Source organism: Pseudomonas sp. K8 (genome assembly GCF_014889455.1).
GTDB lineage: Bacteria > Pseudomonadota > Gammaproteobacteria > Pseudomonadales > Pseudomonadaceae > Aquipseudomonas > Aquipseudomonas veronii.
Window position 1 is genome coordinate 1 of sequence record NZ_VJWO01000054.1, and the last position, 22702, is coordinate 22702.

A 22702-nucleotide genomic window follows, 5' to 3' on the forward strand; every position below is an offset into this window, starting at 1 on the left:
AGGCCATTCTCGGCCGCTGGCTGTCGATGCCGATGAAGGTGCTGCTGCTGGACGAGCCGACGCGGGGCATCGACATCGGCGCCAAGTCGGAGATCTACCAGATCATCCATGACCTGGCGGCGAGCGGCATCGCGGTGATTGTGGTGTCCAGCGACTTGATGGAGGTGATGGGGGTTTCCGATCGCATTCTGGTGCTGTGTGAAGGCGCTTTGCGCGGCGAACAACGGCGCGAACACGCCACTGAATCCAACTTGCTGCAACTGGCCTTGCCGCGTGGCCTGGCGAACTGAGAGACGACTATGACGACCCAACACAACGCGTTGCCGACGGCACGCAAACCCGTGGACCTGCGCGCGCTGCTCGACAACTGGGCGATGCTGCTCGCGGCGCTGGCGATTTTCCTGCTGTGTGCCTTGCTGATCGACAACTTCCTCTCGCCGCTGAACATGCGCGGGCTGGGCCTGGCGATTTCCACCGTGGGCATCGCCGCCTGCACCATGCTGTTCTGCCTGGCGTCGGGGCACTTCGACTTGTCGGTCGGTTCGGTGATCGCCTGCGCCGGGGTGGTGGCCGCGATTGTGATGCGCGACACCGACAGCGTCATGCTCGGCATCGGCGCGGCGCTGCTGATGGGCCTGATCGTCGGGCTGATCAACGGCATCGTCATCGCCAAGCTGCGGGTCAATGCGCTGATCACCACCTTGGCGACCATGCAGATCGTGCGCGGCCTGGCCTATATCTTTGCCGACGGCAAGGCGGTAGGAGTGTCCCAGGATCAGTTCTTCGTGTTCGGCAACGGCCAGTTATTGGGCGTGCCGGTGCCGATCCTGATAACCATCGTCTGCTTTGTGTTCTTCGGCTGGCTGCTCAATTACACCACCTACGGGCGCAACACCATGGCCATCGGCGGCAACCCGGAAGCGGCGCTGTTGGCCGGGGTCAACGTGGACCGCACGAAGATCCTGATCTTTGCCGTGCATGGCCTGATCGGTGCGTTGGCCGGGGTGATCCTCGCGTCACGCATGACCTCGGGCCAGCCGATGATCGGCCAGGGCTTCGAGCTGACGGTGATTTCCGCCTGCGTGCTGGGCGGGGTATCGCTCAGCGGCGGCATCGGCATGATCCGCCATGTGATCGCCGGGGTGCTGATCCTGGCGATCATCGAGAACGCGATGAACCTGAAGAACATCGACACCTTCTACCAGTACGTGATTCGCGGCTCGATCCTGCTGCTGGCGGTGGTGATCGATCGCATGAAGCAACGCTGAGCTCCTTCCTTTGCATTAGCGGAAGAACTCGCCGGGAGTGGCGTCGAATTGCTGGCGAAACGCGTTGATAAACGCCGACGTGGATTCATACCCGCACGCCAACGCCACATCCGTCACCCGCTCGCCTTGCTCCAGGGCGGGCAGGGCGCCGAGCAGGCGCAAGCGCTGGCGCCAGGCGCGGAAGGTCAGCCCGGTGTCACGCAAAAACAGGCGGCTGAGGGTCTTCTCGCTAACCGCCAGCTTGCGGCTCCAATCCTCCAGCGTGGTGGGTTGCTCCGGGTGCAGCTCCAAACTGCGATAGATCTGCCGTAAGCGCGGGTCGAGGGGCAACGGCAGCATCAAATCCACCTGGGGCGCCGCCGCCAGTTGGTCCAGCACCACCTGGGCCAGCCTGCCGTCCGGGCCCTCTTCGGCATATTCCACCGGCAGTTCGCTGAAGCGGCGGATCAACTCGCGCAACAAACTGCTCACCTCCAACACCTGGCAACGTTCGTCCGCCCAGGCGGTGACGCTGCAATCCAGGTACAGGCTGCGCATCTCCGTGTGCGGCGAGCTGTAGACCCGGTGCGGCATGCCCGCCGGAATCCACACCGCGCGCTGCGGCGGCGCGACGAAGCGGCCGACGCTGGTCTGGATCTCCAGCACCCCGGAAATCGCGTAGGACAACTGCACCCACGGATGGCTGTGCCGACGGGTCAAGGCGCGGTTGGGCAAGGATTCGGTGCGTCCGTACACCGGGCGTGGCAGGCTGGAAAGCCCGGGCACGCTGCGGCGGACGGTCTTGTCATGTCCTTTAGGCGGCATTTACTGGCTCATTGGCGTTAGTCGGTAATAAAGCGTTACGTTAGAGTCGCGATGACGTTCTTGGCAACCCCGGAAGATCCTGCTTATGACTCGCCCGCGTTTTCTGCCCGACAATTTCACCCTGACCCTGATTGGCACCGTGCTCCTCGCGTCCTTGCTGCCCGCCAGCGGCCAGACCGCCGTGGCTTTCGGCTGGGTGACCAACCTGGCCATCGCGCTGTTGTTTTTCCTGCACGGCGCCAAGCTGTCGCGCCAGGCCATCGTCGCCGGGGCCGGGCACTGGCGCCTGCACCTGCTGGTGTTCAGCCTGACCTTTGTGCTGTTCCCCTTGCTGGGCCTGGCGCTCAAACCGCTGTTGTCGCCGCTGATCGGCAAAGACCTGTACATGGGCATGCTCTATCTGTGCGCGTTGCCGGCCACGGTGCAGTCGGCGATTGCCTTTACGTCCCTGGCGCGCGGCAATATCCCGGCGGCGATTTGCAGCGCGGCGGCGTCGAGCCTGTTCGGGATCTTCCTCACGCCGTTGCTGGTGACGCTGTTGCTGAATGTCCACGGCGAGAGCGGTTCGACCGTCGACGCCATCCTGAAAATCAGCGTGCAATTGCTGTTGCCGTTCATCGCCGGGCAGATCGCCCGCCGCTGGATCGGTGAGTGGGTCGGCCGCAACAAGGCCTGGCTGAAGTTCGTCGACCAGGGCTCGATCCTGTTGGTGGTCTACGGCGCGTTCAGCGAAGCGGTCATCCAAGGCATCTGGCAGCAGATTCCGCTGTGGGAGCTGGGCGGCCTGGTGGTGGCCTGCTGCGTGTTGCTCGCCCTGGTATTGCTGGCGTCCACGCTGCTGGGCAAGGCTTTTGGCTTTAATCAGGAGGACCGCATCACCATCCTGTTCTGCGGTTCGAAGAAAAGCCTGGCGACCGGAGTGCCGATGGCCCAGGTGCTGTTCGCCGGGGCGACCATGGGTGTGTTGATCCTGCCGTTGATGCTGTTTCACCAGATCCAGTTGATGGTGTGTGCGGCCTTGGCGCAACGTTATGCGCAGCGCCCGGAAAGCATTCCGGAACTGATGGGGCAGGTGGACCCGTGATCGGTCTATCAGACATTTCTTAAAGCGACGAAAGGCCTAAAGCCTGCGTCAAAACGGACGACTCACTTCTTGTCAACCCAAGAAGGAGCGTCGACATGAACGTTATACGTTTGTCACTGGTTACAGGCTTCCTCGCTGTATGGACGGGGACGTGCATGGCGGCGCCGCAGGGTGGCGTCGTCCGATTCTACGGCAGTATCGTCGAGCCGGGCTGCACCACGGCGGCGGCGAGCGGCTCGATAATGGACTTGAAAGGCTGCCCGCAGGCCAGTCGCGGCAACCAGCTCGCGGTGCAGCCGGTCCGCAGCGTCAAGGCGGTGGGCGCGCCCAACGCCCATGTGCGGTTGATGGCCGACACCCCCAACGGACGTTATTACGACCAGCGGTATGTCTTGGTGGACGGCTTCGATAAGCCCATTCAGACGGGTAGCTACTTGATCACCCTGACCTCGCCCTGATCGATCCGCAGGCGATTTGCTCCGGATGAGCGTCAACAGCCGCCCGAGAAACCTATAGAATGCTCGGCGGCGGCGCTTGTCCTGGGTGGCCGTTTGATCATCGTCAGAGTGCCGCGCCCTTCAATGAGCCTTTCAACCGCAACGCCCCGTGCCAACTGGCAACCGGTCATCGCCCTCGCGCTGGCCGCCTTTGTGTTCAATACCACCGAATTTGTGCCCGTCGGCCTGCTCAGCGCCATCGGCGCCAGCTTCGACATGCCCATTGCCAGCGTCGGCCTGATGCTCACCATCTATGCCTGGATCGTGTCGCTGACCTCGCTGCCGGTGATGCTGCTGACGCGCAACATCGAACGGCGCAAGCTGCTGATCGTGTTGTTCGGCCTGTTCATCGCCAGTCATATCCTCTCCAGCGTCGCCACCAGCTTCGGCCTGCTGATGGTCAGCCGGATCGGCATCGCCTTGTCCCATGCGCTGTTCTGGTCGATTACCGCGTCCCTCGCGGTACGCCTGGCGCCGGCCGGCAAACAGGTGCAAGCCCTCGGCCTGTTGGCCACCGGCACGTCGCTGGCGATGGTGTTGGGCATTCCCCTGGGCCGCCTGCTGGGCGAAGCGATGGGCTGGCGCACCACGTTCCTGGTGATTGCGGCCTTCGCCGCCGGCCTGGTGTTCTGGCTGGCGCGCACCTTGCCGCTGTTGCCAAGCCAGAACTCGGGCTCCCTGCGCAGCCTGCCGCTGCTGTTCAAGCGCCCGGCGCTGGTGGCGCTGTACGTGCTCACCGCCATGGTGGTCACCGCGCAATTCACCGCCTACAGCTATATCGAACCGTTTGTCGAACGTGTCGCTGGCCTGAGCGGTAACGTCGTGACCCTGTTCCTGCTGGTGTTCGGCGGCGCGGGCATCATCGGCTCGCTGTTGTTCAGCCTGGTACACCGCTTCAACCCGCATCTGTTCGTGGTCGGCGCGGTGTTCCTGCTGGGCGCGTGCCTGGCACTGCTGCTGCCGTTGAGTGGGGCCGAATCCTACCTCGTCGGCCTGAGCGTGTTCTGGGGCATGGCGATCATGGGCTTCGGCCTGGCCATGCAGTCCAAGGTCCTGGTACTCGCCCCGGACGCCACCGACGTGGCCATGGCCATGTTCTCCGGCATCTACAACATCGGCATCGGCGGCGGCGCGTTGCTGGGCAGTTGGGTCGGCAGCCACTTCGGCTTCGCCTGGATCGGCGCGGCGGGCGGGTTGTTGGCGGCGCTGGCGTTGATCGGTTATTGCCTGGCGATCCGACGGTTCGGCCAGGGTGTCGCACGCGACTGAAATCAGACAAGTCTTACAGGGCAATTTGATGCCTGTTGCTACCGTCTCCCTGGACCTCCCACATCCTGTGGTGACGGCGATCACCACGCCCTTCGATCAGGGCCGTGGTGTTTGAAAAGCAATGGAGTCGATTGTGCAAAAGCGTTTGACCGCAGAGTTTGCAGGTACCTTCTGGTTGACGTTCGGCGGGTGTGGCAGTGCCATCCTGGCGGCGGCATTCCCGACGCTGGGGATCGGGTTTCTGGGGGTGTCCCTGGCGTTCGGGCTCACCGTGCTGACCATGGCCTACGCGGTGGGCGGTGTCTCAGGCGGGCATTTCAACCCGGCGGTGACCATCGGCCTATGGGCCGGGCGCCGCGTTCCCGGCGCCGATGTGCTGCCTTACATCGCCGCCCAGGTCGCAGGAGCGATTGTCGCCTCTGCCGCCCTGTACGTGATTGCCAACGGGCAGTCGGGTTTTGAGCCGGGTGGTTTTGCCGCCAACGGCTATGGCCCGCTGAGCCCCGGCCAGTTCGACATGAAGGCGGCGTTGCTGGCCGAACTGATCGCTACGTTCTTCTTTGTCCTGATCATCATGCGCGTGACCGCACCGGGCGCGGTTGCCGGCTTTGCGCCGATTGCCATCGGCCTGGCGCTGACCTTGATTCACCTGATCCTGATCCCCGTGACCAACACCTCGGTCAACCCGGCGCGCAGCACCGGACCGGCGTTGTTCGCCGGGGTCGAGTACCTCGCGCAACTCTGGGCGTTCTGGCTGGCGCCGATTGCCGGCGGGGTGTTGGGGGCGTTGGCGGCGCGCGGGTGGGAGGCGCGCAGCCCGGCTTGAATCGAAAAAGGGGGGAATCAAGCGCATTCCCCCTGCATCACGTCCAGGTCTGCACGTCCTGTGCATCCACCGCCTTGAAGAACGCATCCGCGATCTTCTGCTGCTCAGCCAACTGATCGATCGTCCACGGTTACAGGTGCGGTTTCACCCATTTCCCGGCCTGTACCCACTGCGCGTACACCCCCGATAAATACTGTTCCGATCTGAGCTTAGGGCGCTTTTTGTGCGTTTCGAGACATCGGGCATAACCATAGAATTATATGGTTCTTTCATAATTGTCGCTGATTAATATAATCAAATTGTAGTTTTGCCGCAGGTGCCCTGCATGACGCAAGGCGCGCAATCTACCTAGCGAACACAATCATGGGAGTTTTTGCATGGCCGCTTTCGATCCTTTAACCCGCCGCCGCCTCCTGGGCATGGCCGGTATTACCCTGGCCAGCCCCTTGCTGCTGTCGCTGCCCCGCCTGGGCTTCGCCGCCGACGAGCACGCCGCGCACCACACGCCCCAGGAGCCCGCTGGCACCGGTGAGTTCATCCGCCTGGATGCGCCTCGCGCGCTGAAACTGGCGGTCAACCTGAATGCCGTGTGCCTGGCCCCGGTGGTGATCGCCCACGGTCAAGGTTTCTTCAAACAGCACAACCTGGATGTGGAACTGGTCAACTTCGGCAATTCCACCGAGGTGCTGCTGGAAGCCATCGCCACCGGCAAGGCCGATGCAGGTGTGGGCATGGCGCTGCGTTGGCTCAAGGCCCTGGAGCAGGGCTTCGACGTCAAGCTGACCGCCGGCACTCATGGCGGCTGCCTGCGTTTGCTCAGTGCGGCGAACGGCGGCGTAAGCACACTCGAAGCCCTCAAGGGCAAGACGATCGGCGTGACGGACATGGCCAGCCCGGACCGCAATTTCTTCTCGATCCTGCTCAAGAAGCACGGCATCGACCCGGTGCGCGACGTCGAATGGCGCCTGTACCCGGCCGACCTGCTCGGCACCGCCCTGGAGCGCGGCGAGGTGCAGGCGGTCAGCGGCAGCGACCCGTTCATGTATCGCCTGATCAAATCCGGCGTGGCGCGGGAACTGTCCACCAACCTGGTGGAGGCCTACGCCAACCTCAGCTGCTGCGTGGTCGGTGTCACCGGCAAGCTGGTGCGCGAAGACAAGCGGGTGGTCGCGGCGCTGACCCAGGCGATCCTCGAAGCTCATGACTATTCCGTGCAACACCCCGAGGTCGTCGCCAAGGGTTTCCAGGCCTATGCGTTGAACACCTCCACCGAAGAAGTCCAGGCGATCCTCCACGACCACACCCACGGCCACCATGCGGTCGGCACCGCGCTGACCGCGGAAATCACCACCTACGTCACCGACCTGAAAACCGTGGAAGTGATCAGCCAGGGCACCGACCCGCTGGCGTTCGCCAAGGAGATCACCGCCGATGTCTTCAGTTGACGCGACCACCCTCAACCCACCCGTGGCGTTCAAGGTCGGGTGGCCGGGCCTGGCGGTGGTCGGCGCCTGGTTGGCCGTGGCGCTGCTGATCAGCTACTGGCCCAATGCGACGCGCGACTGGCCGATGACCCAAGGCTTGGCCCATCTCTGCGTGGGCGTGGCGGCGGTGTTCGGGGTGTCGAGTGTGGCCGGGCGCCGGTTCGCCAGGCTCGGCCTGCGCCTGCGCGGAGCCGCGTCATGGCTGATCGCTTTACCGCTGCTGTTGGGCATTTGGGAGCTGCTCACGGCGAAACTCGCGCTGCTGCCGGTGCCGTTCTTCGCGCCGCCCCAGGCCCTGCTCGCGGTGTATGTCGAAGACTACGCGCGCCTGGCCGACAGCCTGCTGCATTCGGCGTTGCTGCTCGGTGCGGGCGTGGCGTTGGGCGCGGCGACCGGGTTTATCGCCGGCGTGGCCATCGGTTGGTCGACGCGTATCGGCTATTGGCTGCATCCGGTGCTGCGCATCCTCGGCCCGGTGCCGTCGACGGCGCTGTTGCCGTTGTGCTTTTTCCTGTTCCCCAGCAGTTGGAGCGCCAGCGTCTTCCTGATCGCCCTGGCCACTTGGTTTCCGGTCACGGTGCTGACCTGGTCCGGCGTGGCCAGTGTCGATAAAGCCTATTACGACGTGGCGCGCACCCTTGGTGCAAAACAGCCTTTCCTGATTTTCAAGGTGGCGATTCCCGCCGCCTTGCCCCATGTGTTCGTTGGCCTGTTCATGGGCCTCGGCGCCTCGTTTTCGACCCTGGTGGTGGCGGAAATGATGGGCGTGAAATCCGGCATCGGCTGGTACCTGCAATGGGCCCAGGGGTGGGCGGCCTACGCGAATATGTATGCAGCGTTGTTAATCATGGCGCTGGCCTGCTCGGGGTTGATCAGCGGCTTGTTCCGGCTGCGCGACCACTTGCTGGCCTGGCAGAAAGGAGCGATGAAATGGTAGCCCTGGCAACCGCAGTAGAAGCCGCGGCGGGATTGGCGCTGCGCATCGAAAACCTGAGCCACGGGTTTGCCTTGGACGGTGAGCATCTGCCGGTGCTGCAGCGGGTTTCGCTGGACGTGGCAGCGGGGGAGTTCGTTGCCTTGCTCGGGCCTTCGGGGTGCGGCAAGTCCACCTTGCTGCGTCTGGTCGCTGGGCTGGAACCGGCGGATTCCGGGCGCTTGCTCGCCGATGGTGAGCCGATCAGCGGCCCGGACCCGAGCCGCGTGGTGGTGTTCCAGGACCCGACCTTGTATCCGTGGCGCCGCGTGTGGGACAACGTCGCCCTCGGCCTCGAAGCCCAGGGCCTGCTCAAGACCCATGCCGCCAAAGTCGATGAAGCCTTGGAAAAAGTCGGCCTCAGCCAATTCGCCCGCGCCTTCCCTCGGCAACTGTCCGGCGGCATGGCGCAGCGGGTTGCGCTGGCCCGTGCGCTGGTGAACCAGCCGCGTCTGCTGATCCTCGACGAGCCCTTGGGCAAACTCGATTCCCTGACCCGCATCACCATGCAAAAGGAACTGATCGACCTGTGGCAACGCCAGGGCTACACGGCGTTGCTGGTGACCCACGATGTGGAAGAAGCCTTGCTCCTGGCCAACCGCGTGATCGTGTTCAGCGACCGCCCGGCGACCCTGCAGGCGCAATTGACCATCGAGCGGCCATACCCCCGGCACCGCGACGATCCTTATCTGGTGGACCTGCGCCGGCAGATACTCGGCTTGCTGGGGTTGGGGGAGAGCTGGTAGGTATGACTTGATCAGTCTGAGCAGCGCCTGGCGACTCAATCTATAAAGCTGTCGATGACTAGGGCCGGTATCTGCATTGGGACGAGTTTCGTCGATATCCAGCGCCGGGTCTCAAGAAAGAGGCCGCATGGGCAGCTATCAAGATGTCCCGGGCTTGCGCGAGTAAGACCCTGGAGCTTCGCAGCGAGTGCGGCAGTGCGTTTTTTTTGTGCATCACTGACTTTTGTGAGGCGGTTGTTCACGGCGTCGAGTCGTTGACGTCCAGCTTGGGCGGGGCAGTGGCGTCTTCTCCCCAATACCGCGATAACACTCGGTATCTGGTGGACTCCTATATCCAGCGCGCAGTTGGAAGGCGCCGCGACGACTCGTAAAATCGCCAAGGACATGTTGGCCAAGGAGCGCATGCCTCAAGACGATGATGAGCGGATGATCCTCAATCCTGTTCCTCACCTCGCAACTGCACGCTCATCGCCTCGCAACTCTGCGCCCAGTCGCTCAGCCACTGCGGCAGGGCCGGCGATGTTTCGGCCAGCCCCAGCTCCCGCAGGAAATCCGCCGGGGGCAGGGTGCCCTTGACTGAGCGGAACAGCCCGCGCATCACCACCACGCCGACCACCCGACCCTTGCTGACGAAACGGTGCTCCATCAGGCTCCACTTGTGGTCCCAGCCGAGTATGCGGGTGTGTACCTCGAACACTTCGAACACCTTGAGTTCGCGGCGGAACTTGCCCCAGGTATCGCCCACGATCGGCAGCGCCTTGTTGCGCAGGGCCACGCGAAAAGCGCCAGTGCGCAAGACAAAATCCATCCGTGCAACGTCCGCCAGGGTGAAGTAGCGGCCATTGGTGACATGCCGGTTGAGATCCAGGTCCAGCGGCCACACCCGCATGCGTACCACGGTGGTGGCCAGGCCATGGGCAGGCTTGCGCCAGGGGCGACGGCAGAGCATGTAGAGCAATCGAAACCAGAGATTCATAAAGACGCCACAGAGTTGAACAGTGGCAGCACTGTAAGGGCGCCAAATCGGCTAAGGTAGGTGCGCAAATGACTTATTTAATGCGAAAAGCGCAAAAAGGTCCGTGAATGCACATTACCTTGCTCCTGGCCGATCACTGCTCCGCCGCCAGCGCCACCCTGGCCCTGGAAATGCTCAGCGCCGCCAACCTGTTTGCCGACCATCCGCCCTTCGAGATCGTGGTCGCGTCCCTCGACGGCCAGGCCGTGAATGCCTGGGGCGGGCAGCGTCTGCAAGTGGCCTGTTCGACCGCGCAGATCGCACAGACCGACCTGGTGTTGATCCCCGGCTTTCTCTTCACCTTGAAAGAGGCTTTGCCGACGTTTGCCGCCTTCGGCCCCTGGCTGCGCGAACAGCATGGGCGCGGCGCCGTGCTGGCGTCGATGTGTACCGCCGCCTTTCTGTTGGCGGAAACCGGTGTACTGCAAGGCTTGCGCGCCACCACCCACTGGGCGTTTGCCGAGCTTTTCCGGCGACGCTACGCAGACGTAAGCCTCGATGACGCGCAGATGCTCTGCGAAGAAAACCGCGTGATCACCTGTGGTGGCGCCAGTGCGGCAATGGACTTGATGCTCCACCTGATCCGCCGCTTCGGCTCGCCGGAACTGGCTCACACCTGTGGCAAATACCTGCTGATCGACACGGTGCGGACGGTGCAGTCGGTGTACGCGATGTGGTCGTTGCCCAAGAGCCACGGCGACGCGCAGATACTGCGCGTGCAGCATTGGCTGGAGCAGCACTGCGCCGAGGCGCTGGTGATTGACGAGGTGGCCCGGCACTTTGGTTTTGGGGTGCGCAATTTCAAGCGACGTTTCAAGGATGCCACCGGCTATACGCCGATCGCTTATGTGCAGACCCTGCGCCTGGAGCGCGCCAAGCAGATGCTGGAGTCGACGCGCATGACCCTCGAAAGCATCACCTATGCGGTGGGCTACGAAGACAGCAACTCGTTCCGGCGCCTGTTCCAGCAGCGGGTGGGGATGCTGCCGGCGGCGTATCGCAAGCGGTTTCAGGCCAGTACACAATAAGCAGGCGAAAAAAAACCGGCTGATCAGGCCGGTTTGGGGTGCCGCGCACACAGCGCGGGGTCAAGCGTTGTTGCCCTGCAGGCGATCTGCACCGCCTTCAGCCAGGCCACGTTCCTGCAGACGATCAGCACCGCCTTCAGCCAGGCCACGTTCCTGCAGACGATCCGCACCGCCTTCGGCCAGGCCACGTTCCTGCAGGCGATCCGCACCGCCTTCGGCCAGGCCACGTTCCTGCAGACGATCTGCACCGCCTTCGGCCAGGCCACGTTCTTGCAAGCGATCCGCACCGCCTTCAGCGACGCGACGTTCCAGCAGGCGTTCAGCACCGCCTTCGGCGACACGGTTGCCTTGCAGACGCTCGGCACCGCCTTCGGCGACGCGGTTTTCGTTGAGGCGATCAGCGCCGCCTTCAGCGACGACAGGGTGGGCAAAAGCGTTTGCAGCAAGTACCGAGAAAGCGAGGCTAAGCAAGAGTTGGCGTTTCATGAGAGTGTGCTCCGAGTGTTTGATTAGGGTGTTGCCTGGTGTGGGTTTGATGTTACGCGTTGGCATTTTTAAGAGAACTTCATTGGGCTGATGGTGACTATCGACGCCAGCGATAGCCCGCGTCGGCGGGCTATCGTGTAGCCGTCATGGCATCTGCGGCAGTTCCAGAGGGCGCAGGTCAAATACCAGCACCTCGGCATCGTCACCGTGGCTCAGGCGGATCTGGCGCTCATCGCGCACGCGGGCCCCGTCGCCTTCCTGTAGGCGTTGGCCGTTGATCTCGACGCTGCCGCGGGCCACATGGATGTACACGTGGCGGTCCGGCGCCAGGTCCAGGCTTGCGCTTTCGTCAGCGTTGAACAGCCCGGCATAGACCCGTGCATCCTGGCGCACGTGAAGGGAGCCTTCGGCGCCATCCGGCGAGATGATCAACTGCAAGCGTCCACGTTTCTGCGCTGCGCTGAAGTGCTCCTGCTGATAGCGTGGCTCGGCGCCGGAGACATTCGGTACGATCCAGATCTGCAGGAAATGCACGCCACGGCTCTGGCTATGGTTGAACTCGCTGTGGGCCACGCCGCTGCCGGCGCTCATCAGTTGCACATCGCCGGGGCGGATCACCGAACCGGTGCCCAGGGTGTCCTTGTGTTCCAGGGCGCCTTCGAGCACATAGGAGAAAATCTCCATGTCGCGGTGCGGGTGCTGACCGAAGCCACGGCCTGCGGCGACGCGGTCATCGTTGATCACCAGCAGGTCGGAAAAACCCTGTTCGGCGGGGTTCCAGTAGTTGGCGAACGAGAAGGTGTGGAACGACTTCAACCAACCGTGATTGGCGGCGCCGCGGTCGGAGGCTTTGCGAAGGGTCAGCATGGTGGTGTCCTCAAGTCAGAGCGGGCTGCGAAATGCAGGGCGCTTGCGTTGAGAAGAAGGTTACTGGTTACTGGAATATTCATTAAGAAGCTGATATCTGAATAACTGTCGCATTGAGGTTGACAGTTGCGGACGTGGCATAATACCCGCTGCCTTCCTTCCTGATGGACGTCTCTCTATGAACACCGTGGCCATGGCGCTGTTTCCGGACTTCCTCCTGCTCGACATGGCCGGGCCGCTTGAAGTGTTTTCGATTGCCAACCGCTACCTGCCAGCGGCGCAGCACTATCGGATCCTGATCGTTGGCACCGAGCCCGGCCCGCTGCGTGCGTCCAATGGCGTGGTCGTGCAGCCCGACCTGCTGCTGGCCCAGGCGCACGAGGCCTATGACCTGCTGCTGGTGCCCGGTGGTCCCGGTGCCTATAACGAATGCCACCCCGACCTGTTGCCCTGGCTCCAGGCCGCGGCTCCACGCGCGCGGCGCTTCGGCTCGATCTGCACCGGTGCCTTTGTGCTGGGGCATGCCGGGCTGCTCGACGGCCACCGCGTGACCACCCACTGGCATTACACCGAGCGGCTGATCAAGGCCTTCCCTCAGGCCGTTGTCGAAACCGACCGTATCTACCTGCAGGACGGCCGCCTGATCACGTCCGGCGGGGTGACGGCGGGCATCGACCTGGCGCTGTCGGTTGTCGCCCAGGATCACGGCAAGCAGGTCGCGGTGGACGTGGCCAAAGTGCTGCTGGTGGTGATGAAGCGCCAGGGCGGGCAGGCCCAGTTCAGCCCGATGACCGCCGCCGTGGCGCCCCAGGAAACCGCGATCACGCGGGTGCAGAGCCATGTGCTGGCGCATCTGGACCAGCCGTTCACCATCGAATCCATGGCGGCACTCGCCGGCATGAGTGCGCGGCACTTTGCGCGGTTGTTCGCCAAAGAGGTGCAGATGACGCCGATGGCCTTCCTGCAGGGCGCGCGCATCGACCGCGCCCGGCACCTGCTGGAAACCACCGACCTGCCGCTCAAAACCGTGGCCTTTCACGCAGGCTTTGGCAGCGTGCGGCATATGCGCTTTCTGTTCAGTGAAAAACTCGGCCTCAACCCCACCCAATACCGGCAGCAGTTCAGTTAACGACTGGATGTCCGTTTCGCGCACCCGATTGTCCGTATCGCTCCCCGTGCCAGCATTGTCCTGTTACAACGAGCTGGCAAGATAACGGCAGGCCCATGGAAGAAGGATGCGCGGAAGCCCAAGCTCGGGTGTTTCAGCGCTTTTACGCAGATGAACAACGACCATGCGATGCGCTTTGGCCCTTACACCTTTCATCGTCAGCAGCGCCTGGTCAGCAAGGCAGGCATGCCCGTGCCGTTGGGCGGGCGCGCGCTGGACATCCTGGCGGTGCTGCTCGAAACGCCCGGGCAATTTGTCAGCAAAGACACCCTGATCGCCCGCGTCTGGCCGTGCAGCGTGGTGGAAGAGAACAACCTGCGGGTGCATATCGCCGCCCTGCGCCGTGCATTGGACGGTCGTCGCTACATTCTCAATGAACCCCAACGCGGCTATTGCCTGGTTGCGCCGCTGCAGGAGGCCGCTGGGAACGCGGCACCGCGGCACAACCTGGCGACCCGGCTCAGCCCGCTGATCGGTCGCGACGAACTGGTGGGGACGCTGGTCCGACGCCTGTCGGGGCAACGCCTGATGACCCTCACCGGAGGCGCTGGCGTCGGCAAGAGCAGCCTGGCGCTGGCGTTGGCCGAGCGTGTGTTGCCGCGTTATCGCGACGGCGTGTGGTGGCTGGATCTGGCCGGTGTCGATACGCCCACGGCAATGCTGCGCCAGTTGGCCGAGACCCTCGGGCTCGACGCGGCTGACAGTGCCGCGGCACTCTTCCGTCAATTGGCCTCGCGCCAGTTATTGCTGGTGCTCGATGGCGCCGACGTGTTGCTCGGCGCCTGCCGTCATCTGGTGCGCGCGCTGCAGGCCAGCGCGCCTGGGGTGACGCTGTTGTTGAGCAGCCGCGAAGCCTTGCGGGTGCCCGGCGAGTGGGTGCAGCGCGTGCCTCGCCTGGCGCTGCCGATGCCGTCCGCCTGGGGCAGCGTCGAGCAGGCGATGGCCTACTCGGCGGTGCAGGTGTTCGTCGCGCGCGTGCGCGCCAGTCAGCAAGGGTTTGCCCTGCGGCCCCAGGACTTGCCGGCGCTGCGCGATATCTGCCGCCGGCTCGACGGTATTCCGTTGGCCCTCGAACTGGCGGCGGCCCAGGTCGATGCTCTCGGCGTGCAGGGCTTGCAGGTGCAATTGCGCAGCGGCCTGCAAGTGCTGGCGCGCGGTCGGCGCACGGCGCTGGAACGCCACCGATCCCTGGCGGCGGCCCTGGACTGGTCATACGAGCGCCTGAGCCTGCCGGAGCGTTGGCTGTTCCTGCAACTGGGTCTGTTCAAGATGGCGGTGAGCTTGCCCGTCCTGGGGCAGTTGATCGCTGGCACCGAGCTGGCTCACGCCGACCTGCCATACCTGCTGCGGCGACTGGTCGACATCTCGCTGCTGAGCGTGGAGCCCGGCCTCGGTCCCGAGCGTTACCGCCTGCTCAACAGCGTGCGCAGCTACGCCCTGGCGCAACTGCGCGACCCGCTGCAAGTGGCGCGTCTGCAGCAAGGGTATGGGCATTATCTGGGGGCGTTTTCAGGCCGGCCGTTTGTCCTGCAACTCGTCGAGCAGGCGGCGCACGCCGATTAGGTCCTGGGTGGCGAACCCTTCGCTGAATCGCCCGTAGACCGAGTCCAGCAACTCGCGTGCCGCTTGCCGGCGGTCTTGGCGCTGCCACAGCCGCGCCAGCGCGGTGGCACTGCGTAACTCCCAGGCCAGGGCGCCTTGCTGGTGCGCCAGGCCGAGTGCCTCGAGCAACAGCGCTTCTGCCGGGATGTCGTCACTGTGCTCGGCGCGCACCCGCAGGATCTCTGCCGTACACCAGCCGGCCGCGCCGCTTTTGGCGCGTTCGAACATCGCCGCGTCCACCGCGCCCGCATTGAAGGTCACCAGGGTATCCGCGATCAGGCCGAGCCCGGGCATGGCTTGCGTCGGCGCTGCGCCCGCGTAGTGTCGGGCCCAGGTATGAAACAGCTGCACCGAGTGCTTTTGCGCTTGTTGCAACAACAGTTCCTGCAGCGAATGGGCCGCGGCCGCGTCGCCGTTGTAGCGGGCGATGACCACCCCGGCCAGGGCCAGGGTGTAGCAGATCGAGGTGCCGTGGTTGATCTGCAGCGCCAGTTCCAGGGCCTGGTTCGCGGTGCGCCAGGCCCGCTCCGGGAACCCCCGCAGCCACAGGATGCGAGCGAGGATCGTCAGCGAGGCCACGCCCTGGTCGTACTGCACGCCGAAGCCATGGGTGAACCGGTTCAGATGGCCGCTGTGGGCCATGCGCTGGATCACCTGTTCGGCATTGCGCAGGGCCAATGCCTGGTGACCGGCAAAGTGCTGGGCCAGTACCCGCAGGCGCTGGGCGCTGAGGTCGAGCAAGGGGTCGGCCTGGGGGCCGAGTTGATCGAAGTGCAGGCTTTGCGCAAGTGCCTGGCGATAATTGCCGCAGCACAGGTTGACCGCCATATGGCCCGACACCGCACGCAACTGGCCGCTCAGATCGTTGTTCGCTTCGGCCAGGCGCCGCGCGTAGGCAAAGGCGTCAATGGTCTGCGGCGTACCGCCCTGGGTGTGATACGAAAAACTGCCCAGCGCCAGTTGCAACGCCATGTGCAAGTGCGGGTTCGGCGCGGGCGATTGCGCCAGCCGTGCGAGCGCCTTGCCCACGTACAGCCCGTGTTCCCCCAGCAATGACAGTTCCTGCCACAAGGGCATCGCGCTGACCGTCAGGCGAATACCCAACAGGTGCGTGCCCTGGTCGCCCAGGCCCCAATCCAGTGCGGCGCGGATGTCTTCGCGCAGGGGCGCGTAGCGGTCGATCCAGGGCTGCGTCGAGGTCAGTTCCCAATCGTCCCGGGCCTGTTCCATCAAGGCCAGGCAGCGTGCGGCGTGGCGCTCGCGGGTGGTGTCGAGTTCAGCGGCCACGCTGAGCTTTTCCAGGGCGTAGGTGCGGGTGATGTCCAGCAGGCGGTAGACCATCTCGTCATCGCCGGGCTCGACATTGAGCAACGACTTGGCCACCAGTTGGGTGATCGAACCCAGCACCTCGGCCGGCGCGATCTGTTCCCCGGCGATCACCGCCGCCGCGCTGGCCAGGCTGAAGCCGCCGCGAAACACCGCCAGGCGGCGCAGGCAGATCTGTTCGCAGGGCGCGAGCAGGTCGAAACTCCAGTCCAGCGTGGCGCGCAGCGTCTGTTGACGGGGCAGGGCACTGCGGCGGCCACGGGTCAGCAGGCGAAAGTTGTCTTCCATCTGCACCAGCAGGCCTTGCAGGCCGAAACGTTCGATCTGCGCCGCCACCAGTTCAATGGCCAGCGGGATACCGTCGAGGCGCTGGCAGATATCAATCGCCAATGGCAGTTCGGCTTCGCTGAGGGCGAAGCTGTCCTGATGGGACATGGCGCGCTCGATCAACAGTTGCAGGGCCGGATAGCCCAGCGCCTGGGCACGGTTGCCGGTGGCGGGCGGGCAGGCCAGCGGCTCCAGGCGCTGCACGTATTCACCCTCGGCGCGCAGTGCTTCGCGGCTGGTGGCGAGGATGTGAACGTTGGGGGCGTGGCGCAGCAGGGTCTCGCTGATCAGGGCGATGTCATCGAGCAGGTGTTCGCAGTTGTCGATCACCAACAGCAACTGGCGCGTGTGGAGACTGCGCGCGAGGGTCAACAGCGGCGCGTGTTCGTCGGGGGTGAGGTCGAGCAGGGCGGCGAGGTTGGGCAGGATCATCGACGGTGCGCTGAGGGGGGCGAGGTCGAGCAGGCGAATGCCGTCGCGGTAATGCCCGATCAACAACTCGGCGACACGCAGCGCGACCGTGGTCTTACCGATGCCTCCCGCGCCGGTCAGGGTGATAAAGCGTTGTTGCGGCAATTGCTGCACCAGCGCATCGATCAGCGCCTGGCGGCCGATCATCCGCGTGCTGCGCAGCGGCAGGTTATGGGCCTGGCTTTGCGCACAGCCGTCGGTTGGAAGGGTCATCGGTTCGATGCTCAGTGGCGCAACAAAACTGTAACCGCGCTGGGCCACGGTGACGATATAGCGCTGCCCGGCCTGGCCATCGCCCAGGGCCTTGCGCAACGCCGCCATATGCACGCGCAGGTTGCCGTCTTCGACCACGCTTTTGGGCCAGACCCGCGCGATCAGTTCCTGCTTGCTCACCACATTGCCGGCCTGTTCCAGCAGGATCAGCAGGATGTCCACTGCCCGCCGTCCCAGGCGCAACGGCCGGCCAGCCTCCAGCACCAGGCGTTGGCGCGGGTGTATCCGATACGGGCCGAAGTGTACGGCCTGTTCGCTGAGATCGTTCATGCCAGCGCGAGCTCTGAAAAAAGGGTTCGCCCAGCATATTCCACGCTTGCGCTGACCACTAGGCGGCAATCGCCTGCTTGCGACGCAATTGGTGATTACGCCAGGTCATCGGGTTGACGCCTTCGCTGCGCGTGAACATATGGCAGAAGTGCGCCTGGTCGCAGAAGCCACATTCCAGGCTGATTTGCGTCAGGCTCAAGGACGTGCCGGTGATCAACTCCTTGGCGCGCTGGATGCGCTGTTGGCGAATCCATTCCTGCGGCGACAGCCCGGTGGTGCATTTGAAGGCGCGGGAGAAGTGGCTGCGCGACAGTGCGCAGGCCTGGGCCAGGTCGGCAATCGCCAGGCTTTCGCCGAGGTTGGCGAGGATCAGTTGCTTGGCGATACGCTCGCGCCGGGGGCAGAGGCCGCCGGTCGCGCAGAAGCTTGGAGCACCGTGCTCAAGTCGGGCCATGACGAAATATCCGCAGTCGATGGGAGCGTTCCCGGTGAATGGATGCAGTGTAGACGGCCTCATTCTTGGTGCCGTGCCGTCCGACTGACGAGTTAATCGTTGTTAATTTCGCCAGTTGTTGGCGTGGAAAAGACAGCACAGGTGTGCAATCGCGCTCGCCGCGCCGCGTGCTTAGCTGGTGCTCTGTCAACTGTTTGGGGACCGCCATGAACCGCAACGACCTGCGCCGCGTCGACATGAACCTGCTGGTGATTTTCGAAGCGCTGATGTTCGAGAAGAACCTGACCCGGGTCGCCGAAAAACTGTTTATGGGCCAACCGGCGGTGAGCGCGGCCTTGGGCCGTTTACGCGATTTGTTCGACGACCCGTTGCTGCTGCGCAATGGGCGCGGCATGGAGCCCACACCACGCGCAATGGCAATACTCAAGGAGCTGCAACCGGCCATGGACACCATCTCGAGCGCGGTCAGCCGCGCCAAGGATTTCGACCCTTCCACCAGCTGTGCGGTGTTCCGCATCGGCCTGTCCGATGACGCCGAATTCGGCCTGTTCCCGCCGTTGCTCAGCCAACTGCGCGACGAGGCACCGGGGATCGTGGTGGTGGTGCGCCGCGCCAATTACCTGTTGATGTCGTCGCTGCTGGCCAGTGGCGAGATCACCGTGGGAGTCAGCTACACCACGGATCTGCCGGCCAATGCCAAGCGCAAGAAACTGCGCGACATTCCGTGCAAGGTGCTGCGCGGCGATGGCGGCACCGCACCGCTGAGCCTGGACGAATACTGTGAACGGCCGCATGCCATGGTGTCGTTCTCGGGGGACTTGAGCGGCAATATCGACCTCGACCTGGCGCGCATCGGTCGGGCGCGCCGGGTGGTGCTGGCGGTGCCGCAATTCAGTGGCTTGCGGGCGTTACTGGCGGGCACGCAGATCATCGCGACCGTGCCGGACTACGCAGCGTGCGCCTTGACCGAAGGCACCACGTTGCGCGCGCAGGACCCACCGTTTGCAATCGACGCCGCGGAGCTGTCGATGGTGTGGAGCGGGGTGCATGACAACGACCCGGCGGAGCGCTGGTTGAGGAGCCGGATCAGCGCGCACATGTCCAGCTTCCCCGCGTAGGCGGCCTCGCAGGTCACCACGCCAAACAGCACAAACATCCAATTTCGAATCGCCCGTCGCCGCCAAACTCGCCTCATCGCTCAGCTCTCCAGGGGGGAAGAACACACCATGGACCCAACACCTGAAACCGGCTCCGACGAAGTCGTCACCCTGATCGTCAAACACCGGATCAAATCCGGCAGCGAGGCCAACTACGAAGCGTGGCTACGCCGCATAGTACGCATCGCCGGCGAACGCCCGGGCCACCTCGGCGTCGACGTCGTGCGCGGTAAACACGACGGCCTGGCGCTGTTCACCTGCGTGTTGCGCTACCGCTCCACCGACGACCTGCAACGCTGGCTCGACTCCCCCGAGCGCAAAACCCTGATCGAAGAAGCCGCGCCGCTGCTGGCCGACGGCGACCACACCGAAATCGGTGCGGTCAACGAGTTCTGGTTCACCCCCCAAACCGACAGCGTCGCCAAACCGCCGCGCTGGAAACAGGCCGTGGTCACCCTGTGCGTGATCCTGCCGCTGACCCTGCTGGTACCGATCGTGTGGGGCCCGATATTGGGCCTGCACCCGTTCCTGTCCAACTACGTGGTCGCCACCTTCCTGATCACCCTGACCATCGTGTTGCTGGTGGTGTACCTGCTGATGCCGGCGGCTACCCGCCTGTTCGCTCCCTGGCTTGAAGCCTCTGTAAAGGAAACCCTATGAACGCCGATCTGATTTTGTTCAATGGCCAGTTCCACACCGTGGACCGTGAAAACCCACGCGCCACCGCCGTCGCCATTCGCCAGGGGCGCTTCGTGGCCGTGGGCACCGATGGCGAGGCCATGGCCCTGCGCGGCAGCGGCACCGAGGTCATCGACCTCAAGGGCCGCACGGTGATCCCCGGCCTCAACGACTCGCACCTGCACCTGATCCGTGGCGGCTTGAACTACAACCTCGAACTGCGCTGGGAAGGCGTGCCGTCCCTGGCCGACGCCCTGCGCATGCTCAAGGACCAGGCCGATCGCACCCCGACGCCGCAATGGGTGCGCGTGGTCGGCGGCTGGAACGAATTCCAGTTCGCCGAAAAGCGCATGCCGACCCTGGACGAGCTCAACCAGGCGGCGCCGGACACGCCGGTGTTCGTGCTGCACCTGTACGACCGCGCCTTGCTCAACCGCGCCGCCCTGCGCGTGGCCGGCTACACCAAGGACACGCCCAACCCGCCGGGCGGCGAGATCGTGCGTGACAGCAACGGCAACCCCACCGGCATGCTGGTGGCGCGGCCTAACGCAATGATTCTCTACGCGACCCTGGCCAAGGGCCCGAAACTGCCGCTGGAATACCAGGTCAACTCGACCCGCCAGTTCATGCGCGAACTCAATCGCCTCGGCCTGACCAGTGCGATCGACGCCGGCGGCGGTTTCCAGAACTACCCCGACGATTACGCGGTGATCGAGCAACTGGCCAAGGATGAACAGCTGACGGTACGTATCGCCTACAACCTGTTCACGCAGAAGCCCAAGGAAGAACTCAGCGACTTCAAGCACTGGACCGGCAGCGTCACCCTGCATCAGGGCGACGACTACCTGCGCCACAACGGTGCCGGCGAGATGCTGGTGTTCTCCGCCGCCGACTTCGAAGACTTCCTCGAACCGCGCCCCGACCTGCCGCTGAGCATGGAGCAGGAACTGGAGCCGGTGGTGCGCCACCTGGTCGAGCAGCGCTGGCCGTTCCGCCTGCACGCCACCTATAACGAATCGATCTCGCGCATGCTCGATGTGTTCGAGAAGGTCAACCGCGACATCCCGTTCAACGGCTTGCCGTGGTTCTTCGACCACGCCGAAACCATCACCCCGCACAACATCGAGCGTGTGCGCGCCCTCGGCGGCGGGATTGCGATCCAGGACCGCATGGCGTTCCAGGGTGAGTACTTTGTCGAGCGCTATGGCGCCAAGGCCGCCGAAGCCACGCCGCCGATCAAACGCATGCTCGCCGAAGGTGTACCGGTCGGCGCGGGCACCGACGCCACGCGGGTGTCGAGCTACAACCCGTGGACCTCGCTGTACTGGATGGTCAGCGGCCGCACTGTGGGTGGCCTGGAGCTGCACGCCGAAGGCCTGCCGCGCCTGACCGCGCTGGAGCTGTTCACCCATGGCAGCGCCTGGTTCTCGTCCGAGCAGGGCAAGAAGGGCCAGATCAAGGTCGGCCAGTTGGCGGACGTCGCCGCGCTGTCGGCGGATTTTTTCAGCGTCGATGAAGAGGCCATCAAGTGGATCGAGTCGGTGCTGACCGTGGTCGGCGGCAAGGTGGTGTATGGCGCCGGCGACTTCGAAGATTTCGCACCGCCGCGCGTGCCGGTGCTGCCGGACTGGTCGCCGGTGGTCAAGGTGCCGGGACACTGGCGTCCCGCTTCGCCGCTGCAGGCGCAGGCTCACCACTGCAGTGGCCCGTGTGGCGTGCATGCTCATGGCCATGAGAAAGCGCGTCTTTCCAACGTGCCGGTCAGCGACTTCCAGGGCTTCTGGGGTGCGTTTGGCTGCTCGTGCTTTGCGTTCTGATACCTAAACCCACAAAGGAGTTAACCCATGACTTACAAGCGCTTGAACAAAGATGACGCCGTGGTGCTGTTGGTGGATCACCAGACCGGCCTGATCTCCCTGGTGCAGGATTTCTCCCCCAACGAATTCAAGAACAACGTGCTGGCCCTGGCCGACGTGGCGAAGTTCTTCAACCTGCCGACCATCCTCACCACCAGCTTTGAAAGCGGCCCCAACGGCCCGCTGGTGCCCGAGCTCAAAGAACTGTTTCCGGACGCGCCGTACATCCCGCGCCCTGGCCAGATCAACGCCTGGGACAACGAAGACTTCGTCAAGGCGGTGAAGGCCACCGGCCGCAAGCAGATCATCATTGCCGGTGTGGTGACGGATGTGTGCGTAGCGTTCCCGACCCTGTGCGCTCTTTCCGAAGGCTTTGAGGTGTTCGTGGTCACCGACGCTTCCGGTACCTTTAACGAAACCGTGCAACAGGCTGCCTGGGCCCGTATGACCGCGGCCGGCGCGCAACTGGTGAACTGGTTCTCCGTGGCCTGCGAGCTGCAGGTTGACTGGCGCAACGACATGGAAGGCCTGGCCAACCTGCTGTCGCCGCGCATTCCCAACTACCGCAACCTGATGAACAGCTACTCGGCGTTCACCACCAAGTAACCCGACCTCGGGAATCTCGGTAATCCCCTGTGGGAGGGGGCTTGCTCCCGATAGCGGTGGATCAGTCATGCATGTAGTGGCTGACATATTGCTATCGGGGGCAAGCCCCCTCCCACTTTTGATTGTGTTGGCACATTAGGTTTGTGGTGCAGCACCTGACAGGCTAT

Annotated in this window: 21 protein-coding genes and 1 pseudogene; 16 read left to right on the forward strand and 6 right to left on the reverse strand. The window is 64.1% G+C overall.

Annotation, left to right across the window (positions count from 1 at the left end; translation table 11 throughout):
- Positions 1-290, forward strand: a pseudogene (gene araG / locus INT12_RS26035) (L-arabinose ABC transporter ATP-binding protein AraG); the annotation flags it as partial.
- A gap of 9 nt (positions 291-299) precedes the next feature.
- Complete coding sequence (araH, locus tag INT12_RS26040) at positions 300-1268, forward strand: L-arabinose ABC transporter permease AraH (protein WP_046489319.1); 969 nt, start codon at positions 300-302, stop codon at positions 1266-1268.
- 15 nt (positions 1269-1283) lie between these two features.
- Here araH and INT12_RS26045 read toward each other — a convergent pair whose 3' ends face one another.
- On the reverse strand, positions 1284-2072 hold the full coding sequence (locus tag INT12_RS26045) for an AraC family transcriptional regulator (protein ID WP_104903438.1): 789 nt from the start codon (positions 2070-2072) through the stop codon (positions 1284-1286).
- A gap of 85 nt (positions 2073-2157) precedes the next feature.
- Between INT12_RS26045 and INT12_RS26050 the strand changes: the two genes are divergently transcribed.
- The 7 genes from INT12_RS26050 (at position 2158) to INT12_RS26080 (ending at position 8951) form a co-directional block, all read left to right on the forward strand.
- Positions 2158-3156, forward strand: a complete 999-nt coding sequence (locus INT12_RS26050) for a bile acid:sodium symporter family protein (RefSeq protein WP_193039682.1) — start codon at positions 2158-2160, stop codon at positions 3154-3156.
- 95 nt (positions 3157-3251) lie between these two features.
- The gene (locus tag INT12_RS26055) at positions 3252-3614 is read left to right on the forward strand and encodes a type 1 fimbrial protein (protein WP_126585977.1); all 363 of its coding nucleotides are present in this window, start codon (positions 3252-3254) and stop codon (positions 3612-3614) included.
- Positions 3615-3737: 123 nt separating this feature from the next.
- Positions 3738-4922, forward strand: coding sequence for a sugar transporter (locus INT12_RS26060; protein ID WP_046383877.1), 1185 nt, complete (start codon positions 3738-3740; stop codon positions 4920-4922).
- A 121-nt stretch (positions 4923-5043) separates the two neighbouring features.
- The gene (aqpZ, locus tag INT12_RS26065; protein WP_046383876.1) at positions 5044-5748 is read left to right on the forward strand and encodes an aquaporin Z; all 705 of its coding nucleotides are present in this window, start codon (positions 5044-5046) and stop codon (positions 5746-5748) included.
- A gap of 377 nt (positions 5749-6125) precedes the next feature.
- Complete coding sequence (locus INT12_RS26070; protein WP_126589514.1) at positions 6126-7193, forward strand: ABC transporter substrate-binding protein; 1068 nt, start codon at positions 6126-6128, stop codon at positions 7191-7193.
- Positions 7180-8169: an ABC transporter permease gene (locus INT12_RS26075; protein WP_193039683.1), complete on the forward strand. Its 990-nt coding sequence runs from the start codon at positions 7180-7182 to the stop codon at positions 8167-8169. Before INT12_RS26070 ends, INT12_RS26075 begins: the two co-directional genes overlap by 14 nt.
- A complete protein-coding gene (locus tag INT12_RS26080; RefSeq protein WP_193039684.1) occupies positions 8163-8951 on the forward strand; it encodes an ABC transporter ATP-binding protein in 789 nt (262 codons plus the stop codon). Before INT12_RS26075 ends, INT12_RS26080 begins: the two co-directional genes overlap by 7 nt.
- 433 nt (positions 8952-9384) lie before the next feature.
- Here INT12_RS26080 and INT12_RS26085 read toward each other — a convergent pair whose 3' ends face one another.
- Positions 9385-9927 (reverse strand): acyl-CoA thioesterase, encoded by a 543-nt coding sequence (locus INT12_RS26085; protein WP_193039685.1) that lies wholly within the window; start codon positions 9925-9927, stop codon positions 9385-9387.
- A 107-nt stretch (positions 9928-10034) separates the two neighbouring features.
- On the opposite strand from INT12_RS26085, the gene INT12_RS26090 reads away from it, so the two are divergent.
- The gene (locus INT12_RS26090; protein WP_193039686.1) at positions 10035-10994 is read left to right on the forward strand and encodes a GlxA family transcriptional regulator; all 960 of its coding nucleotides are present in this window, start codon (positions 10035-10037) and stop codon (positions 10992-10994) included.
- A 60-nt stretch (positions 10995-11054) separates the two neighbouring features.
- Here the strand turns inward: INT12_RS26090 and INT12_RS26095 are convergent, their stop codons facing one another.
- Both INT12_RS26095 and INT12_RS26100 read right to left on the reverse strand, forming a co-directional pair.
- A complete protein-coding gene (locus tag INT12_RS26095) occupies positions 11055-11480 on the reverse strand; it encodes a hypothetical protein (protein WP_079443559.1) in 426 nt (141 codons plus the stop codon).
- Between the two features lie 144 nt (positions 11481-11624).
- A complete protein-coding gene (locus INT12_RS26100; protein WP_046383868.1) occupies positions 11625-12347 on the reverse strand; it encodes a pirin family protein in 723 nt (240 codons plus the stop codon).
- Positions 12348-12525: 178 nt separating this feature from the next.
- On the opposite strand from INT12_RS26100, the gene INT12_RS26105 reads away from it, so the two are divergent.
- Both INT12_RS26105 and INT12_RS26110 read left to right on the forward strand, forming a co-directional pair.
- On the forward strand, positions 12526-13476 hold the full coding sequence (locus tag INT12_RS26105) for a GlxA family transcriptional regulator (protein ID WP_104903434.1): 951 nt from the start codon (positions 12526-12528) through the stop codon (positions 13474-13476).
- Between the two features lie 150 nt (positions 13477-13626).
- Positions 13627-15078: a winged helix-turn-helix domain-containing protein gene (locus INT12_RS26110; protein ID WP_057004842.1), complete on the forward strand. Its 1452-nt coding sequence runs from the start codon at positions 13627-13629 to the stop codon at positions 15076-15078.
- On the opposite strand, the gene INT12_RS26115 is transcribed toward INT12_RS26110, so the two are convergent.
- On the reverse strand, positions 15025-17784 hold the full coding sequence (locus INT12_RS26115; protein WP_193039687.1) for an ATP-binding protein: 2760 nt from the start codon (positions 17782-17784) through the stop codon (positions 15025-15027). The genes INT12_RS26110 and INT12_RS26115 overlap by 54 nt on opposite strands.
- Before the next feature lie 58 nt (positions 17785-17842).
- Positions 17843-18238 carry a helix-turn-helix domain-containing protein gene (locus tag INT12_RS26120; RefSeq protein ID WP_046383864.1) on the reverse strand — a complete coding sequence of 132 codons (396 nt, stop codon included), beginning with the start codon at positions 18236-18238 and terminating at the stop codon, positions 17843-17845.
- A gap of 206 nt (positions 18239-18444) precedes the next feature.
- Between INT12_RS26120 and INT12_RS26125 the strand changes: the two genes are divergently transcribed.
- From INT12_RS26125 to ycaC, 4 genes are all read left to right on the forward strand, one after another.
- A complete protein-coding gene (locus INT12_RS26125) occupies positions 18445-19356 on the forward strand; it encodes a LysR substrate-binding domain-containing protein (RefSeq protein WP_046383863.1) in 912 nt (303 codons plus the stop codon).
- 108 nt (positions 19357-19464) lie between these two features.
- The gene (locus INT12_RS26130; RefSeq protein WP_046488522.1) at positions 19465-20055 is read left to right on the forward strand and encodes an antibiotic biosynthesis monooxygenase; all 591 of its coding nucleotides are present in this window, start codon (positions 19465-19467) and stop codon (positions 20053-20055) included.
- Entirely contained in the window at positions 20052-21890 is a 1839-nt protein-coding gene (locus tag INT12_RS26135) for an amidohydrolase (RefSeq protein WP_104903432.1), read from the forward strand. Before INT12_RS26130 ends, INT12_RS26135 begins: the two co-directional genes overlap by 4 nt.
- 27 nt (positions 21891-21917) lie before the next feature.
- Positions 21918-22535: an isochorismate family cysteine hydrolase YcaC gene (gene ycaC / locus INT12_RS26140; RefSeq protein WP_046488519.1), complete on the forward strand. Its 618-nt coding sequence runs from the start codon at positions 21918-21920 to the stop codon at positions 22533-22535.
- The last annotated feature ends 167 nt before the right edge of the window (positions 22536-22702 follow it).

Coding starts and splice junctions, on each gene's coding strand:
- INT12_RS26125 (WP_046383863.1), top strand. CDS start 18,445: ATGAACCGCAACGACCTGCGCCGCGTCGACATGAACCTGCTGGTGATT.
- INT12_RS26110 (WP_057004842.1), top strand. CDS start 13,627: ATGAACAACGACCATGCGATGCGCTTTGGCCCTTACACCTTTCATCGT.
- INT12_RS26080 (WP_193039684.1), top strand. CDS start 8,163: ATGGTAGCCCTGGCAACCGCAGTAGAAGCCGCGGCGGGATTGGCGCTG.
- INT12_RS26100 (WP_046383868.1), bottom strand. CDS start 12,347: ATGCTGACCCTTCGCAAAGCCTCCGACCGCGGCGCCGCCAATCACGGT.
- INT12_RS26070 (WP_126589514.1), top strand. CDS start 6,126: ATGGCCGCTTTCGATCCTTTAACCCGCCGCCGCCTCCTGGGCATGGCC.
- INT12_RS26120 (WP_046383864.1), bottom strand. CDS start 18,238: ATGGCCCGACTTGAGCACGGTGCTCCAAGCTTCTGCGCGACCGGCGGC.
- INT12_RS26085 (WP_193039685.1), bottom strand. CDS start 9,927: ATGAATCTCTGGTTTCGATTGCTCTACATGCTCTGCCGTCGCCCCTGG.
- INT12_RS26130 (WP_046488522.1), top strand. CDS start 19,465: ATGGACCCAACACCTGAAACCGGCTCCGACGAAGTCGTCACCCTGATC.
- INT12_RS26045 (WP_104903438.1), bottom strand. CDS start 2,072: ATGCCGCCTAAAGGACATGACAAGACCGTCCGCCGCAGCGTGCCCGGG.
- INT12_RS26135 (WP_104903432.1), top strand. CDS start 20,052: ATGAACGCCGATCTGATTTTGTTCAATGGCCAGTTCCACACCGTGGAC.
- ycaC (WP_046488519.1), top strand. CDS start 21,918: ATGACTTACAAGCGCTTGAACAAAGATGACGCCGTGGTGCTGTTGGTG.
- INT12_RS26075 (WP_193039683.1), top strand. CDS start 7,180: ATGTCTTCAGTTGACGCGACCACCCTCAACCCACCCGTGGCGTTCAAG.
- aqpZ (WP_046383876.1), top strand. CDS start 5,044: ATGGAGTCGATTGTGCAAAAGCGTTTGACCGCAGAGTTTGCAGGTACC.
- INT12_RS26105 (WP_104903434.1), top strand. CDS start 12,526: ATGAACACCGTGGCCATGGCGCTGTTTCCGGACTTCCTCCTGCTCGAC.
- INT12_RS26090 (WP_193039686.1), top strand. CDS start 10,035: ATGCACATTACCTTGCTCCTGGCCGATCACTGCTCCGCCGCCAGCGCC.
- INT12_RS26055 (WP_126585977.1), top strand. CDS start 3,252: ATGAACGTTATACGTTTGTCACTGGTTACAGGCTTCCTCGCTGTATGG.
- INT12_RS26115 (WP_193039687.1), bottom strand. CDS start 17,784: ATGAACGATCTCAGCGAACAGGCCGTACACTTCGGCCCGTATCGGATA.
- araH (WP_046489319.1), top strand. CDS start 300: ATGACGACCCAACACAACGCGTTGCCGACGGCACGCAAACCCGTGGAC.
- INT12_RS26095 (WP_079443559.1), bottom strand. CDS start 11,480: ATGAAACGCCAACTCTTGCTTAGCCTCGCTTTCTCGGTACTTGCTGCA.
- INT12_RS26060 (WP_046383877.1), top strand. CDS start 3,738: ATGAGCCTTTCAACCGCAACGCCCCGTGCCAACTGGCAACCGGTCATC.
- INT12_RS26050 (WP_193039682.1), top strand. CDS start 2,158: ATGACTCGCCCGCGTTTTCTGCCCGACAATTTCACCCTGACCCTGATT.